Annotated in this window: 18 protein-coding genes; 14 read left to right on the top strand and 4 right to left on the bottom strand. The window is 41.6% G+C overall.

The window, feature by feature from the left end; genetic code table 11:
- Positions 1–180 precede the first annotated feature (180 nt).
- The 11 genes from AC6CIB_RS17560 (at position 181) to proC (ending at position 8464) form a co-directional block, all read left to right on the top strand.
- Positions 181–2076 (top strand): PrkA family serine protein kinase, encoded by a 1896-nt coding sequence (locus AC6CIB_RS17560; RefSeq protein WP_044337899.1) that lies wholly within the window; start codon positions 181–183, stop codon positions 2074–2076.
- 99 nt (positions 2077–2175) lie between these two features.
- Complete coding sequence (locus tag AC6CIB_RS17555; RefSeq protein WP_498282831.1) at positions 2176–2358, top strand: hypothetical protein; 183 nt, start codon at positions 2176–2178, stop codon at positions 2356–2358.
- A 78-nt stretch (positions 2359–2436) separates the two neighbouring features.
- Complete coding sequence (locus tag AC6CIB_RS17550; protein WP_149154994.1) at positions 2437–2610, top strand: hypothetical protein; 174 nt, start codon at positions 2437–2439, stop codon at positions 2608–2610.
- 495 nt (positions 2611–3105) lie between these two features.
- Positions 3106–4266, top strand: a complete 1161-nt coding sequence (yhbH, locus tag AC6CIB_RS17545; RefSeq protein ID WP_498282901.1) for a sporulation protein YhbH — start codon at positions 3106–3108, stop codon at positions 4264–4266.
- Positions 4267–4406: 140 nt separating this feature from the next.
- Positions 4407–4622: a hypothetical protein gene (locus AC6CIB_RS17540; RefSeq protein ID WP_498282829.1), complete on the top strand. Its 216-nt coding sequence runs from the start codon at positions 4407–4409 to the stop codon at positions 4620–4622.
- Positions 4579–4899: an STAS domain-containing protein gene (locus tag AC6CIB_RS17535; protein ID WP_498282827.1), complete on the top strand. Its 321-nt coding sequence runs from the start codon at positions 4579–4581 to the stop codon at positions 4897–4899. The genes AC6CIB_RS17540 and AC6CIB_RS17535 overlap by 44 nt, the downstream gene beginning before the upstream one ends.
- 112 nt (positions 4900–5011) lie before the next feature.
- Positions 5012–5728, top strand: a complete 717-nt coding sequence (locus AC6CIB_RS17530; RefSeq protein ID WP_498282825.1) for a DUF421 domain-containing protein — start codon at positions 5012–5014, stop codon at positions 5726–5728.
- Positions 5729–6059: 331 nt separating this feature from the next.
- On the top strand, positions 6060–6287 hold the full coding sequence (locus AC6CIB_RS17525; RefSeq protein WP_498282823.1) for a YciI family protein: 228 nt from the start codon (positions 6060–6062) through the stop codon (positions 6285–6287).
- A 35-nt stretch (positions 6288–6322) separates the two neighbouring features.
- Entirely contained in the window at positions 6323–7339 is a 1017-nt protein-coding gene (locus tag AC6CIB_RS17520) for a phosphotransferase enzyme family protein (RefSeq protein ID WP_498282821.1), read from the top strand.
- Positions 7336–7539 (top strand): hypothetical protein, encoded by a 204-nt coding sequence (locus tag AC6CIB_RS17515; RefSeq protein WP_498282819.1) that lies wholly within the window; start codon positions 7336–7338, stop codon positions 7537–7539. The genes AC6CIB_RS17520 and AC6CIB_RS17515 overlap by 4 nt, the downstream gene beginning before the upstream one ends.
- A gap of 118 nt (positions 7540–7657) precedes the next feature.
- On the top strand, positions 7658–8464 hold the full coding sequence (proC, locus tag AC6CIB_RS17510; protein WP_498282817.1) for a pyrroline-5-carboxylate reductase: 807 nt from the start codon (positions 7658–7660) through the stop codon (positions 8462–8464).
- A gap of 478 nt (positions 8465–8942) precedes the next feature.
- Here the strand turns inward: proC and AC6CIB_RS17505 are convergent, their stop codons facing one another.
- The 3 genes from AC6CIB_RS17505 to AC6CIB_RS17495 form a co-directional block, all read right to left on the bottom strand.
- Positions 8943–9596, bottom strand: a complete 654-nt coding sequence (locus tag AC6CIB_RS17505) for an SIMPL domain-containing protein (protein ID WP_498282815.1) — start codon at positions 9594–9596, stop codon at positions 8943–8945.
- 8 nt (positions 9597–9604) lie between these two features.
- The gene (locus tag AC6CIB_RS17500; RefSeq protein ID WP_498282813.1) at positions 9605–10051 is read right to left on the bottom strand and encodes a hypothetical protein; all 447 of its coding nucleotides are present in this window, start codon (positions 10049–10051) and stop codon (positions 9605–9607) included.
- Positions 10052–10139: 88 nt separating this feature from the next.
- Positions 10140–11090 carry an L-lactate dehydrogenase gene (locus AC6CIB_RS17495; protein WP_498282811.1) on the bottom strand — a complete coding sequence of 317 codons (951 nt, stop codon included), beginning with the start codon at positions 11088–11090 and terminating at the stop codon, positions 10140–10142.
- Between the two features lie 312 nt (positions 11091–11402).
- Between AC6CIB_RS17495 and AC6CIB_RS17490 the strand changes: the two genes are divergently transcribed.
- The 3 genes from AC6CIB_RS17490 to AC6CIB_RS17480 all read left to right on the top strand — a co-directional run bounded on the left by AC6CIB_RS17490 (position 11403) and on the right by AC6CIB_RS17480 (position 13099).
- On the top strand, positions 11403–11939 hold the full coding sequence (locus tag AC6CIB_RS17490; protein ID WP_498282809.1) for a GNAT family N-acetyltransferase: 537 nt from the start codon (positions 11403–11405) through the stop codon (positions 11937–11939).
- A 15-nt stretch (positions 11940–11954) separates the two neighbouring features.
- Positions 11955–12440 (top strand): tetratricopeptide repeat protein, encoded by a 486-nt coding sequence (locus AC6CIB_RS17485; RefSeq protein ID WP_498282807.1) that lies wholly within the window; start codon positions 11955–11957, stop codon positions 12438–12440.
- Between the two features lie 68 nt (positions 12441–12508).
- Complete coding sequence (locus tag AC6CIB_RS17480; RefSeq protein WP_498282899.1) at positions 12509–13099, top strand: histidine phosphatase family protein; 591 nt, start codon at positions 12509–12511, stop codon at positions 13097–13099.
- A gap of 26 nt (positions 13100–13125) precedes the next feature.
- Here AC6CIB_RS17480 and AC6CIB_RS17475 read toward each other — a convergent pair whose 3' ends face one another.
- Positions 13126–14427: an NCS2 family permease gene (locus tag AC6CIB_RS17475; protein WP_498282805.1), complete on the bottom strand. Its 1302-nt coding sequence runs from the start codon at positions 14425–14427 to the stop codon at positions 13126–13128.
- Between the last annotated feature and the right edge of the window lie 66 nt (positions 14428–14493).

Genomic DNA, 14493 nt, shown 5'->3' with positions numbered 1-14493 from the left:
GAATCTGTGGCATCTTGATGAATTGAAAATGAAACCCTTTTATTCCACAGGGCAGGTCCTGCTGTTTCCCGTGAATACTGAACCTTTGTCTGTAATAAATATATCTTGTTAACATGTTCAGGTGAACAAGCGCATACAGTATATTAATCGTCTCTCATTAAGCGACAGGGGGAGGTCCTTATGGATATTTTAAAAAAAATCGAACATTACCGAGAAGAAGAAGAGAAACTGAAATGGGAAGGGACGTTTGCTCAGTATTTAGACCTGCTGAAAGAGAAGCCTTGGGTTGGGCAATCCGCTCATTCAAGAGTCTTTAATATGATTAAGGATGCCGGAGTTGAAGAGGTCGAGGGGAAAAGAAAGTATAAATTCTTCAGCAATCAATTATTTGGCTTAGAAGAGGCGCTGGAAAGACTCGTTGAAGAATACTTTCATCCTGCTGCGAAACGATTAGATGTAAGGAAGAGAATTTTGTTACTGATGGGGCCAGTCAGTGGAGGGAAATCAACCCTTGTTTCCATGCTGAAACGCGGGCTGGAGCAATATTCCCGGACTGAAAGAGGAGGCGTCTTTTCAATCAAAGGCTGCCCGATGCACGAAGATCCATTGCATCTGATTCCTCAACATTTACGTGAAGATTTTTACAACGAATATGGCATTCGCATTGAAGGAAATCTCTCTCCGTTAAATACTATGCGCTTGGAGAAAGAATATCATGGCCGCATTGAAGACGTTCAAGTCGAAAGAGTCTTTTTCTCTGAAGATAAACGTGTCGGAATTGGTACTTTCAGTCCATCCGATCCAAAGTCACAGGATATTGCCGATTTAACAGGAAGTATCGACTTCTCCACGATTGCCGAATTTGGTTCTGAATCCGATCCGAGGGCTTACCGATTTGATGGGGAATTAAATAAAGCAAACCGTGGATTGATGGAATTCCAGGAAATGCTGAAGTGTGATGAAAAGTTCTTATGGCACTTATTATCCCTTACTCAGGAAGGAAACTTCAAGGCAGGGCGGTTTGCATTGATTTCGGCGGATGAGCTGATTGTGGCCCATACAAATGAAACCGAGTATCGATCCTTCATTTCAAATAAAAAGAATGAAGCCTTACACTCACGTATCATCGTTATGCCGGTTCCTTATAACCTGAAGGTCACCCAAGAAGAGAAAATATATGAAAAAATGATCAATGAAAGTGATGTGTCCAATGTTCACGTGGCTCCCCATACGTTACGGGTAGCGGCGATGTTCACCATTTTGACCAGATTGAAAGAACCAAAGCGCGGGGATATTGATTTGATCAAGAAAATGCGCTTGTACGACGGTGAAAATGTCGAAGGCTTTAACTCCGCAGATGTGGATGAAATGAAGAAGGAATACCAGGATGAAGGAATGAGCGGAATCGATCCGCGCTATGTCATTAACCGAATCTCGTCTACAATCATTCGAAAAGAGATACCGACCATTAACGCGTTAGACGTTCTTCGGGCATTGAAAGAAGGACTGGATCAACATCCATCGATTACGAATGAACTTCGTGATAAGTACTTGAACTTTATCTCCCTTGCTCGTAAGGAATACGATGATATCGCCAAGAAAGAAGTTCAAAAAGCCTTCGTGTACTCATATGAAGAGTCTGCGAAAACGCTTATGGATAACTATCTTGATAACGTTGAAGCTTACTGCAATAAGGCAAAGCTTCATGATCCATTAACCGGTGAAGAAATCAATCCGGATGAAAAGCTGATGCGTTCCATTGAAGAGCAAATCGGCATTTCTGAAAATGCGAAGAAGGCATTCCGTGAAGAGATTTTGATCCGTATCTCTGCCTATGCCCGTAAAGGGAAGCGTTTCGACTACAATTCACATGATCGCTTGAGAGAAGCCATTCAGAAGAAGCTATTCGCTGACTTGAAGGACGTTGTGAAAATCACGACATCATCGAAAACGCCAGACGAACAGCAGCTGAAGAAAGTCAACGAAGTGGTTGCCCGCCTCATCGATGAACACGGCTACAACTCAACATCCGCCAACGAATTATTGCGCTATGTGGGCAGCCTGTTGAACCGTTAATAGAAGTGAAATCGGGAGGTGCCAAACACACCTCCCGATTTTTCTATGTGGTTTATTTTTTCTGGTAAAGGGGAAAGTAGTAGCCAAGAGGTGAAAGAAATGAGCAAAAACGAATATGAACTAGATAAAAACTATGAACCTGAAAATGGCTCCATGGCATCTGATATGGAAGAGATGGAACAGCTGGGAAAACAAGTGGACAAGCTAAGAACGAATGAAGAGCTGAAAGAGGACAAAAAGCAGCCGGATCCTGTTCAATATAAAGAAAAAGACAAGGAATAGTTGACGGAAAACTCTGAATGTAATAGTCTATAGATAGAGAGCTGGGCCCATTATCTTAAATGAAAGTGGGTGAAGAGGATGTCTTCTAAACCTCATCGTCGAGAAGAAGCAGAACCTCTTAACGGAAGCATGGCCTCCAATATGGAGGAAGTCATTAAGCTAGGGAAGCAGATGGAAAAATTACGTTCCAGTGGCGAATTAAAGATACACAATCGAGTATCAGACCCGGCTCAATATGAAGAAGAAGCTTAATCAGGTGAATCTGCCTGGTTATTTTTTTGGCTGATATCGTAATATGCTAAGAACGTTGTATTTAATTATAACAATTATTGACGTTCACAATATGCCGCAAGACACCCCGAAAGCGCCGCAATAAACCCCTAACATAGGTCAACATCTCCTATAACCGCCTCAACTAAGCGAAAATAAAAGACTAACACAGGTGAATTCGTCGGGAGAATGGTGGACTTGAAGAAATTTAGCTTTCTTCCTGAAAAATGACCAATTTTCAATAACCATCTTACATTCATGAACTTCCAAACAACCTGTCAGAAAAATAGGCTCGTCCAACCTTAAAAGAACGTTCAATTGTCGAAATTATTTGTAAATTTATCGATACTTCTGCATAGGATAGAGTAATCCCCGATTCACTTCATGGGATATATGCAGTTTAGACAGTCAACATAGTGTATGCAGGAGAATGAAAAAATGTGAAAAAACTTTAAGGAGGGGAATAATTTGAGTCAAATGGATAATCATCAGTTTGTCATTTCCAAGGAAGATTGGGCCCTCCACCGCAAAGGTCACGATGATCAACAGAGACATCAAGAGAAAGTACAGGATGCGATTCGAAACAACTTACCTGATTTGATTACGGAAGAAAACATTGTCATGTCCAATGGTCGAGACGTCGTCAAGATCCCGATTCGTTCTTTAGATGAATATAAAATTCGTTACAACTATGATAAGAATAAACATGTTGGGCAAGGTGACGGCGAGAGTCAGGTAGGAGATGTCATTGCAAGAGACGGCTCACCACAGCAGCAGGGTCCTGGAAAAGGTCGAGGGGCCGGAGATAAAGCCGGTGAAGATTACTATGAAGCAGAAGTATCGATGCTTGAGCTTGAAGAAGCCTTATTTAGCCAATTGGAACTTCCGAACCTAAAGAAGAAGGAGCAAGATGTTCAAACTGTCGAGCACATTGAATTCAACGATATCCGTAAAACAGGCCTAATGGGGAATATAGATAAAAAGAAGACAATGATGTCTGCCTTTAAGAGGAATGCCATGAAAGGAGCACCAAGCTTTCATCCGATATATACTGAAGACTTGAAGTTCAGAACATGGAATGAAGTATTAAAGCCTGAATCCAAAGCAGTCGTTTTGGCTATGATGGATACAAGTGGATCCATGGGAGTATGGGAGAAATATATGGCAAGAAGCTTTTTCTTCTGGATGACACGTTTTTTAAGAACAAAATATGAAACCGTAGAAATTGAATTCATCGCACATCATACAGAGGCAAAAGTGGTATCAGAAGAACACTTCTTCTCGAAAGGAGAAAGCGGAGGAACCATCTGTTCATCTGCTTATCGCAAAGCGTTAGAGCTCATCGATGGAAAGTACGCTCCAAGCCGCTATAATATTTATCCGTTCCATTTCTCTGATGGAGATAACCTGACGTCTGATAACGTCCGATGCGTCAAGCTTGTAGAAGAATTAATGAAAGTATCCAGCATGTTCGGATACGGGGAAGTGAACCAGTATAACCGTCACTCCACCTTGATGTCAGCCTACAAGAATATTAAAAACGACGATTTCCGTTACTACATTCTCAAACAAAAAGCCGATGTATTCCATGCCATGAAAAGTTTCTTTCACAAGGAGCAGGAAAAAGCTTTCGCTTGAGAAAAACCAGCCGATAAGGCTGGTTTTTCACTGTCATCCACTTATCTACTTACATATGAAAATATAGGTTATTCTGCATTCATAGTGCTAGAATAGAGAGAGGTACTATTAAAAACATTCTATAAGCGGTGAGGTTTATCATGACGGATGAAAATCAAGAAATTCAACAACTAAAAAATGAAATTAAAGAATTAAAAGAACAGCTGGTTCAATCAGAACAGCTGATCATGGATATCTCAGCACCTATTATCCCATCCATCGTCCCGGAAACCATCTTGATTCCCATTACTGGCAGACTTAGTCCGGAACGTTTTGAAAAGATCATTTCCAAGAATATTAGACGTCTCGTACGGTGAGGACATCAACACAATCATTGTTGACTTCTCAGCCATATCAGAAAAAGAAATCGGGGAAATGGACATCTTCGGCACATATATCCATAACATGGTCAAGGCAATTGGATTAATGGGAATCGAAACCCTCTTCGTCGGATTTACCCCTGCTCTTACTCAAGTGATGATTAATTCAGGAGTGAGAGAGCTTCATGGAATCAAAAGCTTCCTAACATTCCGGACAGCTTTGCAGTATTTGATGAGGGAAAAGGACATTACATTCCAGAAGATAAATGAGTAAAAGAACCAGCCTATTCGGTTGGTTCTTTTAATTTATATGCAAACAACCTTCATGTTTGTTCTGTGATAGGGGAAACTATCCCTATCAGAATCAAAAAGGATTTGAATAGCTCATGGTTGATTTTAAAGACTTAGGTATCGTGGTTTTAAGAATCTTTACGATACTTCCATTTATGATTTTTGTCACATTATATATGGGGAAACGTTCCATTGGGGAGTTGCCGGTATTTGATTTTTTAGTGGTCCTCGTGTTTGGTTCCGTTGTAGGTGCGGATATTGCGGATCCTGATATCAAACATATCCATACCATCGTCGCAATGATTCTAATCGGCATATTACAAAAGATCTTGACCAAAATGAAAGTCTCCTCAAGAAAAGTAGGCAAACTGCTTTCCTTTGAGCCTACTGTCGTGATTGAAAACGGTCAGGTTCTAAAACAAGACTTAAAGAAAACCGGTTATACGATTGATAATATCCTGATGCTTCTTCGGGAGAAAGAAGTCTTCTCATTGCAAGATGTGGAGATTGGAATCATTGAATCGAATGGAAGTTTATCGATTCATAAGATTCCCCCGAAACAAACGGTTACAGTGGAGGATGCGGGAGTGATGAAGCGGACGAGCCTTGCATTTCCTCTTATTGTAGATGGCGTATTGCATACGGGTGTATTAGATAAATTAAACGTGGAGGAAAAATGGGTTCGGGATGAAATGCGAAAAGTGGGATTCACGGCAATCAATGAGGTATTCTATGCTTCCATCAATGTAAGAAAGGAAATTCATATCGTGAAAACATCTGATATTCATACATATCCTCATTTTTTTAATTAAACAGAATTTTCTCCCTTGATTTGGAAGATGAAATCATAAGGTCAATGGCAGTTAATAAAAGAGTCATTGTTCATTATCAATATATTCTCAGAAAGCTGTTGAGTAGAATTCAATAGCTTTTTCAAGTTTTAACCAATAGGGGCCATGTGGAAGCAAAAAAGTTGATCGGGGCGGAAATCAGCCACTTCTTACGAAACAGTCTTAATTATGAAGGAATCCCGGTAAGAGAAGTCGTATTTATAGTGAGAAGGAGATTCAAAAAAGATGGAATTTATCTATGTATGAAAGCTTATCCCGCGTTTACATAAAGAAGACAATTGGACAACCGAGGATGAAGACATCGTTCCACATCACTTCCAGAGTGAAAGAATTCACGGAATCCGGAGTGGTGATCCTTGCCGGAAGAACATTAAACGAAGAAGAAAATGCTGTTGGAATGGTTGTCTATGAAGCGGAGGATGAAGAGAAGGCACAAACTTTTATGAATGAGGATCCTGCGGTGAAAGAAGGAATCATGACAGCAGAGCTGTTTCCCTACCAAGTGGCCCTTTTGAGATAAGAAATCAATTCTGAAATAGAGTAGGAGAAGGTACGATGGAAAAGTGGATAGAAGAACTTTTTACAGAGAAACTATTGGTTGAAGCTGCCTCAAGATATGGCTGTAATACTGCTCAAGCGAAGAAGCTAGGAGACTTTGAAAATTATGTGTATGAGGTTCATAAGGGAGGCGTCCCTTACATTCTCCGCCTCACTCACAGTTCTCATCGATCACAAAGTGAAGTGGAAGCTGAGCTGAAATGGATGAACTACTTACATGAAAATGAAGTGAATGTCTCGTTAGTCAATCTTTCTAATAAAGGGAAGCTTGTGGAAGTTATTCAAGCAGGAGACACATATTTCTATGTGTGTTTGTTTGATAAAGCTCCAGGCAATCCCGTAAAAGTAACGGATCCGTTGTTCGATGGTGAACTGTTTTATAAATGGGGGCAATTGACAGGGCGTATGCACCAGGTAACAAAGGGATACGGACTGGATGGCAACCGCCATCGCTGGGATCAGGACGATGTACTGGAATATAAGAAATATTTACCTGTGGAAGACAGGTACATACTTGAAGTTGCTCAAAAAAACATGGAGACGATTAGAAGCTTTGTGGAAAGCAAAGATACTTTTGGCCTGATTCACTCAGACATCCATCCAGGGAATTTTTTTTACCATGAGGGTGATCTTCATGTGTTTGACTTTGACGATAGTACACAGTTCTTTTTTATAAGTGACGTGGCCATTCCTCTTTACTATTCCGTATGGTGGAAGCTTCGTAATGAGAACTTAGATATCCGCAGTCAATTTGGCGGAAGGTTTCTCGTCTCATTTTTAAAAGGATATTTGACGGAGTGTGATTTAGAGGAAGAGTGGGTGGTCGAAATCCCCCATTTCCTACTGCTCAGGGATTTAACACTGTATTCTGTTTTTCATAAAAAATGGGATATTGAGAATTTATCTGTGGTCGAGGAGTCGCTTCTTTCTCAGATCAGGGACAGATTGATTCATGATGAACCAATCGTCGATCTAGACTACGGTGAAATTTTTGAAAAAGCGGGAGCAAAATGATTTGGGCACTCCTTATTACAGGTGTGATCATCGGATTATTAGTCCGTCTTATGAGGACGACCTTTAAGAGCGGGTATGGGATGTCTGAGGATTTATTTGATCAGCCTGAGTACGTGAAGACATGCAATCATTGTCACAAAAAGATCTCAAACGATTATCAAAAATCTCTTTGTCCCCATTGCGGGAAGCTGGTGGAATGATGGAAAGGTTTGAAGGAGTTCTCCTTTGAGCCTTTTTTAATGACGTATATTTTATAAGTGGAGATAAATTTGGTATGATGCTAAAGACTGTTTACATACAAACTGACGAGGTGAAGAAATGGATAAAACCATTGGATTTATAGGATGCGGAAATATGGCCCAAGCGATTATGGGAGGGATATTGAAATCCGGTTTGGTGGATGATCATTTGGTTAAAGCCAGCGCCAGAACTCAGTATACGCTGGATAAAGTAGCAGGGGAATTTGGAGTGGGGGTTACCAGTGATAATATAAGTGTAGCAGCCTTTTCGGATATTGTGTTTTTATCAGTGAAACCTGACCAATATCGGAACATTATCGAATCGATAAAGGATTCCCTGAAAGAGGATGCCATCATCATTACCATTGCAGCGGGCATCACCATAGATTGGATGGAGAGTCAGCTTTCTGAATCGATGAAAATCGTCCGGACCATGCCTAATACCCCGTCTCTTGTAGGAGAAGGTATGACAGCCTATTGTGTAAATAATGAAGTAACCGAAGAAGATCTTGCAGATGTTCAAGCCATTTTAGAAAGCTTCGGAAAGGCTGAAATGGTAGAGGAAAGCTTGATGGATGCTATTCCGGCAGTGAGCGGATCTTCTCCCGCGTATGTGTTTATGTTCATAGAAGCACTGGCTGATGGAGCGGTTCTGCAAGGCATTCCCCGCAAGCAGGCCTATCAGTTCGCCTCACAGGCTGTACTTGGAGCAGCCAAAATGGTCCTTGAAACGGGCACTCATCCAGGAGAACTGAAGGATGCCGTTTGCTCACCCGGAGGAGCAACGATTGAAGCTGTGTCAGCTCTGGAGAAAAATAATTTTAAAGGAGCCATTTTAACGGCTATGGAAGCATGCAGCCGTAAATCGAAGTCTCTGGGTGAGTAGAGTGGAAAGCATGGACCTCAAGACTGATGGATAAGGAAGAGCTCATTCGTTTTGGGGATGGGCTCATTCGTTTGCAGATATGTTGGTAGTGGCAGGAATCGGGGATGGTTGAATTAACTTGTAAAAAGACGCAATAAAGGTTTAAAACGACGCAATAAATTTAAAAATGACGCAATAAGGTTGGAATATGACGCAATTAGTCTGAATCGACCCTTAAAGGGGAGATGCCAGTTCCGGCTAGACCTTACCATGAAGTGGAAAATGGAAGAAATAGATTGAAAACAGCAATATTTCTATCAAATTCGATCAATGACCATTGAAATTCAACCCAGTGTAACATTTCTTGATAGATTATCCATTTTCAGTTCAATCTGACACCGTAATCCCTTACAAACAATCAATAACCTGAATCAGAGGTCCGTCCCTCTCAACTTTATTCAAACTGCCAAAGTACTGATCTGCTTTGGCAGTTTGTTGTTTATCGGGTTTGATATTCTACTGTCAAGATGGCTGTGACGTCGATTTGTCCTGGTTGGACGGCTGTACTTTCTTCAGCGGCTTTCACAAATCCAGTTGTTACAAAGGGGGTGACCATTGGGCTTGATTGCTCTGTAATGGATTTTGGCTGGGGATTGAGCTGCTGCCCCGATTGGCTCGATAATGTGAGTGCTTTTTGGTATGCCTTTTGATATGCGGAAGTAAGGGCTAACTGATAGGGTTCGTTAGGATTTGAATTGACAAATTGAATGTTTTCTACCCGGTTCGCTCCACTCTTAATGGCATCATCCATAATCGTACCCACTTTTTCAATGTCCTGAATGGTAACGCGAAATACTTGACGAACCTCATATCCTGTGAAAATTTGTTTCCCGTCCTCATAGTTGTATTGCGGGAATACTTGATAGGTGGAGGTTTGGATATCTTTTTGTAACACACCGTTATTTAATAGTGATTGTACGACTTGACTGGACTGTTGTTGGTTCTGGTTTTGTGCCGCTTCAAGTTCTTCATCTTTAGTGACAACACCGATAGAGACAATGGCTTGATCGGGATCCACATAAAGTGTATGCTCACCAGTTACAGTAATCGTCCCATTAGTGTTACCGGTTCTAAAGTAAGGATATGAATACATGAGCAAACCTACACGCACGTAAAGGATTCAATTTTATCTAAATCGATGCCGAAGTATACCCATGTGAATCCGATCCATCTCCACCCGGCAATGGAACGGCGCCCAACAAAGACAGGATAAAACCAAAAAGCATCTCTTCTTAACCAAATATACGTGTAGCGGAATAAACATCTTCTGATGGCACCCGGGTCTACTGCAAAGACACTTGGTCCACCTTGTGTTCCTTGCATTACCGTTTTTTGTGGTTGGAAGTTCGGTGGTGGTCCGGGTGGTGGTTGATTTTGTCCGCCTTGCCCGCCTGTAGGTGGTGGTGAGCTGGGTGTGCCTTGTCCTCCACCAGGAAAGCCTGGAATGCCTGGAAAGCCACCGCCAGATCCTTGACCTCCACCAGGAAAGCCGGGGAACCCGCTACCTCCCCCAGGAAAACCAGGGAATAGTTGTCTGTGATCGTACATAGAAGAACCTCCTCATAAAGAATTCTCTTTATCATATGAGGAGGTCCAATGGGCGTGCGTGTCTATTCATTTTAACGAAGGGAGTAAATCAAGAATCCATCGCTTTTTTCATCACATTTTTCAGCATCTCTGCAGAGTGAGCGAATTGGGTTCTTTCTTTATCATTTAAGGGAAGCTCGACGACTTTTCTGATACCCTCGCCATTAATAATGGCAGGGACACCGATGTATATGTCTTCCTGATCATATTCTCCATCAAGGAGAGCAGAAACGGTTAAAATGCTATTTTCATTGTTAAAGATAGCTTTGGTAATCCTGGCAAGACCCATGGCTATGCCGTAATAGGTTGCGCCTTTCCGTTCAATGATGTGATAGGCTGCATCTCTTACATTGACGAATATATCATCGAGCTGTTTCTGCACGTCATCCTGGTGGAGATCAATCAACTCACTTAAATGACTTGCGCCTACAGTCGTGTGGCTCCAAACAGGAAACTCAGTATCTCCGTGTTCTCCCATAATATAGGCGTGAATATTCCGTGTATCAATATCAAAATGCTCTCCGACTAAGTAACGAAGTCTTGCTGTATCGAGGATCGTTCCTGATCCGATGACTCTTTCTTTCGGCAGACCGGAAAACTTCCACGTTGAATACGTTAAGATGTCGACAGGGTTCGTCGCCACAAGGAAAATGCCGTTGAATCCACTATTCATGACAGAGTCTACAATGTTTTTAAAGATTTTCACATTCTTTTCCACCAGGTCCAGACGGGTTTCACCCGGCTGCTGGTTCGCTCCTGCCGTAATCACGACCAAGTCAGCATCTTTACAATCACTGTAATCTCCTGCAGATATTTTCATAGGGGAAGCGAAAGCAAGACCATGATTTAAATCACGTGCGTCTCCGTCAGCTTTCTCCTTATTCAAATCAATCATCACAAGTTCATGTGCGATTCCTTGATTCAAGAGAGCAAAGGCATAACTTGAACCTACAAATCCTGTACCGATTAAAGCTACTTTGTTAGTGCATTTGATTGTCATACGTCATCACCTATTCACTAATTATTTGTAAATAAATTGGTCCATGAATCTAACAATGGCCAGATTAAAAGAAAGTAATAAAGCTTTAAGAATATGAGTGGAGATATTGTGAAGAAATTCACAATCAAATGATAACACGAAATACATTGTTATTCTAGTCTGAAATATAACCTAACATATATTAATGTGAATAAATTCACAAACTTGTCATACAGAGGAATGGACCCAGGTCCGTCCTTCAAATAAAAAAAGGGTTTTTTTTGATATGTGATGAATGTATAGAGGAAGAGGAGAGTTATGGGAGGTGTGTGTATGAATGTCAGGAGTGGGGATTTATATATCCGTCGGTTAGAGGAGGGGGATAAATACACGTTGGCAAGGTGGTTGCAGGATCCAGTGGTACTGGAGTTTTATGAAGGGAGGGACCGCCCCTTCACTCTTCAGATGGTGGAGGAGAGATTCCTGGCAGAGAGGGACGTCTTAGGTTGTCTGGTTGAGTATGAGGGGAATGAAATCGGTTATCTCCAGTATTATCAGCTTGATGAAGAAACAATGATACGATATGGTTACACGAATTTAGATGAAGTGATTTACGGTACGGATCAATTCATCGGAGAAGCGACATATTGGAACAGGGGAGTAGGGACGAAACTCATTCGAGCTGTAGTAGAGTACTTGCTCAAGAAAGAGGGGGTCCACCGCCTCGTGGTGGATCCCATGACTTGGAACACCAGAGCGATCCGTTGCTATGAGAAATGTGGATATAGTAAAGCGAGAATACTACGGGAGCATGAACTTCATGAAGGCGAACACCATGATTCCTGGTTGATGGAGTTCATTCCCGAATAAATGGGTGACTTTCAAATGAATAGAAAAATAGAAGAAGCCATTGCATTGAGAGAGTCGGGAGAATACACAGCTTCCATTGAAAGGTGGAAGCGATTGATTGGGGAAGAACCAGATAATGGTTTTCTCCATTACCAATGTGCATGGAGCCATGACGCAATGGGACTCGAAAGCGAAGCCGTTCCTTATTACGAGAATTCGATTCAATTGGGACTGGATGATAAAGATTTACAAGGCGCCTATCTTGGATTAGGGAGTACATATCGGACATTGGGAGAGTATGAAAAAAGCAAATCGGTGTTCGAGAAAGGAATCGGACGATTTCCTGAAAATAAAGTGTTGACGGTCTTTTATTCTATGACCCTCTATAATTTGAACGAACACAGTCAAGCAATGGAGCTGCTCCTGACATGTATTGGAGAATCATCACAAGACTCCACCATCGAACCTTATAAAAAGGCGATAACATTTTATGCTGGTCAATTGGACGTGGTGTGGAAATAAGGGTGGCTGTTCTGCATGACGGCTCATTTTTATGGCTGGAAAGTAAAAAGGAGTGAAAGAAGTTGGCAATTACACAACTGTATCTAGTGAGGCATGCTCACTCGGAATACACCCCCGAGGAGTTAACCAGACCCTTATCAGGCAAAGGTAAAGTGGATGCTGAGCATGTAACGGAATTATTAAAGAATGAAGAGATTGATGCAGTATGTTCCAGTCCGTATAAAAGGGCGGTGGAAACCGTTGAAGGGACAGCCCGCCATATTGGTGAGGGAATCAATTTGTATGAAGAAATGAGAGAACGAACACTCTCTGGAAAACCAGTTCAAAACTTTGAGGAGGCAATCTCATCGGTGTGGGAGGATCCTGCTTTTTCCTTAGAAGGTGGAGAGTCGAATCTCATCGCTCAAAAAAGGGGCGTACAAGGGATATTTAAGATCATTGAAGAATATAATGGGAAAAACGTTGCGATTGGAACACACGGTAATATCATGGTTCTGATCATGAGTTACTTTGATCCTCAATATGATATCAGGTTTTGGAGAAAGCTTGAAATGCCGGATATATATTGTTTAACTTTTGATGACAAAAATCTAAAAAGCGTCAAGAGAATATGGACACAACCAGCTGAATTTGCACCACAAAAAGACCGTTCATTATGAACGGTCTTTCGAGTATCTATATCGAGTTAATGAGGAAGGAATGCCAGCTGATAGAAGAACAGGACGGCAAAGATATACACGAGTGGGTGTACCTGCTTCCATTGCCCTTTTACTACTTTTAATAATGGATAAGATATGAATCCGAGAGCTATCCCGGTTGCGATGCTTGATGTTAACGGCATGCTAAGAATGATTAGAAATGCAGGGAAGGCTTCATCTAACTGATCCCATTTAATATGAGAAATGCTCCCCATCATTAAGCTTCCTACGATGATAAGGGCAGGAGCTGTAATGGCTGAAATTCCTGATACGGCACTTACAAGAGGACCGAAGAATGCAGCAGCGATGAACAGAATAGAAACCGTTAATGTTGTTAATCCTGTTCTTCCTCCAGCGGAAACACCGGCTGAAGATTCAATATAAGCGGACGTAGGACTTGTCCCAAACATCGCCCCTACAGTTGTTGCAATGGAATCCGCCAGTAGTGCTTCACGTGCTCTTGGCATCGTGTTGCCTTTCATAAGACCTGCTTGTTGAGCCACTCCGATCATCGTTCCTGTTGTGTCAAAGATAGTTACAAGTAAGAATGAGAACACAACTGCATATAACCCGTATTGAAAGACATCGGCAAATGCTGTAAGAGGATTTGATACGATCAGTCCTTCTGGAAGATGTGGAAAAGCCACAAACCCTTCTTTAAATGATAATTCTCCTGTGAAGAAGGCAACGAGACCAGTGACAATCATTCCGATAAACAATGCACCATGGACACGTAAGACCATGAGGATAAGGGTAACAGCCAATCCGATTAAAGCTAATATTGCTGAAGATGAATGAAGATCCCCCAGCTGTACTAAATTCGTTGGGTGAGCTTGGATAAGTCCTGTCAGTCGTAATCCGATAAAAGCAATGAACAACCCGATTCCTGCGGTGATGCCGTGCTTTAGATTTTGTGGAATGGCTTCGATCAATTTTTTTCTGAATGGTGTTAATGAAAGAATGATAAAGATGATACCTGCTACAAAAACGGCAGAAAATGCAACGATATAAGAAATGTCATCATTTGCACCTACTACAGAGTACGTAAAGTAAGCATTCAATCCCATACCTGGTGCGATGGCAATTGGATAATTTGCGAACAAGGCCATCCATAACGTGCCGGCTACGGCTGAAATAATGGTTGCTAAGAATACTTGATCAAATGGCACACCTGCGTCGGCTAATATAATGGGATTGACAACGACAATGTAAACCATTGTTAGAAATGTTGTAATCCCTGCCAGTATTTCAGTTTTAGGATTAGTGCCGTGTTCCTTTAATTTAAACATCGTAATACCTCCAATAAAACGAACATTAAAAACGCGCAACTTCTATAATATTCGGTATTAGATCGG

The sequence above is a fragment of the Rossellomorea sp. GQ25 genome (assembly GCF_059758515.1).
This window is presented reverse-complemented; position numbering and strand designations above follow the sequence as displayed.

Excerpts from the sequence above, each read along its gene's own strand:
- AC6CIB_RS17560 (WP_044337899.1), top strand. The coding sequence starts at position 181 with ATGGATATTTTAAAAAAAATCGAACATTACCGAGAAGAAGAAGAGAAA.
- AC6CIB_RS17555 (WP_498282831.1), top strand. The coding sequence starts at position 2,176 with ATGAGCAAAAACGAATATGAACTAGATAAAAACTATGAACCTGAAAAT.
- AC6CIB_RS17550 (WP_149154994.1), top strand. The coding sequence starts at position 2,437 with ATGTCTTCTAAACCTCATCGTCGAGAAGAAGCAGAACCTCTTAACGGA.
- yhbH (WP_498282901.1), top strand. The coding sequence starts at position 3,106 with ATGGATAATCATCAGTTTGTCATTTCCAAGGAAGATTGGGCCCTCCAC.
- AC6CIB_RS17540 (WP_498282829.1), top strand. The coding sequence starts at position 4,407 with ATGACGGATGAAAATCAAGAAATTCAACAACTAAAAAATGAAATTAAA.
- AC6CIB_RS17530 (WP_498282825.1), top strand. The coding sequence starts at position 5,012 with ATGGTTGATTTTAAAGACTTAGGTATCGTGGTTTTAAGAATCTTTACG.
- AC6CIB_RS17525 (WP_498282823.1), top strand. The coding sequence starts at position 6,060 with ATGAAGACATCGTTCCACATCACTTCCAGAGTGAAAGAATTCACGGAA.
- AC6CIB_RS17520 (WP_498282821.1), top strand. The coding sequence starts at position 6,323 with ATGGAAAAGTGGATAGAAGAACTTTTTACAGAGAAACTATTGGTTGAA.
- AC6CIB_RS17515 (WP_498282819.1), top strand. The coding sequence starts at position 7,336 with ATGATTTGGGCACTCCTTATTACAGGTGTGATCATCGGATTATTAGTC.
- proC (WP_498282817.1), top strand. The coding sequence starts at position 7,658 with ATGGATAAAACCATTGGATTTATAGGATGCGGAAATATGGCCCAAGCG.
- AC6CIB_RS17505 (WP_498282815.1), bottom strand. The coding sequence starts at position 9,596 with ATGTATTCATATCCTTACTTTAGAACCGGTAACACTAATGGGACGATT.
- AC6CIB_RS17500 (WP_498282813.1), bottom strand. The coding sequence starts at position 10,051 with ATGTACGATCACAGACAACTATTCCCTGGTTTTCCTGGGGGAGGTAGC.
- AC6CIB_RS17495 (WP_498282811.1), bottom strand. The coding sequence starts at position 11,090 with ATGACAATCAAATGCACTAACAAAGTAGCTTTAATCGGTACAGGATTT.
- AC6CIB_RS17490 (WP_498282809.1), top strand. The coding sequence starts at position 11,403 with ATGAATGTCAGGAGTGGGGATTTATATATCCGTCGGTTAGAGGAGGGG.
- AC6CIB_RS17485 (WP_498282807.1), top strand. The coding sequence starts at position 11,955 with ATGAATAGAAAAATAGAAGAAGCCATTGCATTGAGAGAGTCGGGAGAA.
- AC6CIB_RS17475 (WP_498282805.1), bottom strand. The coding sequence starts at position 14,427 with ATGTTTAAATTAAAGGAACACGGCACTAATCCTAAAACTGAAATACTG.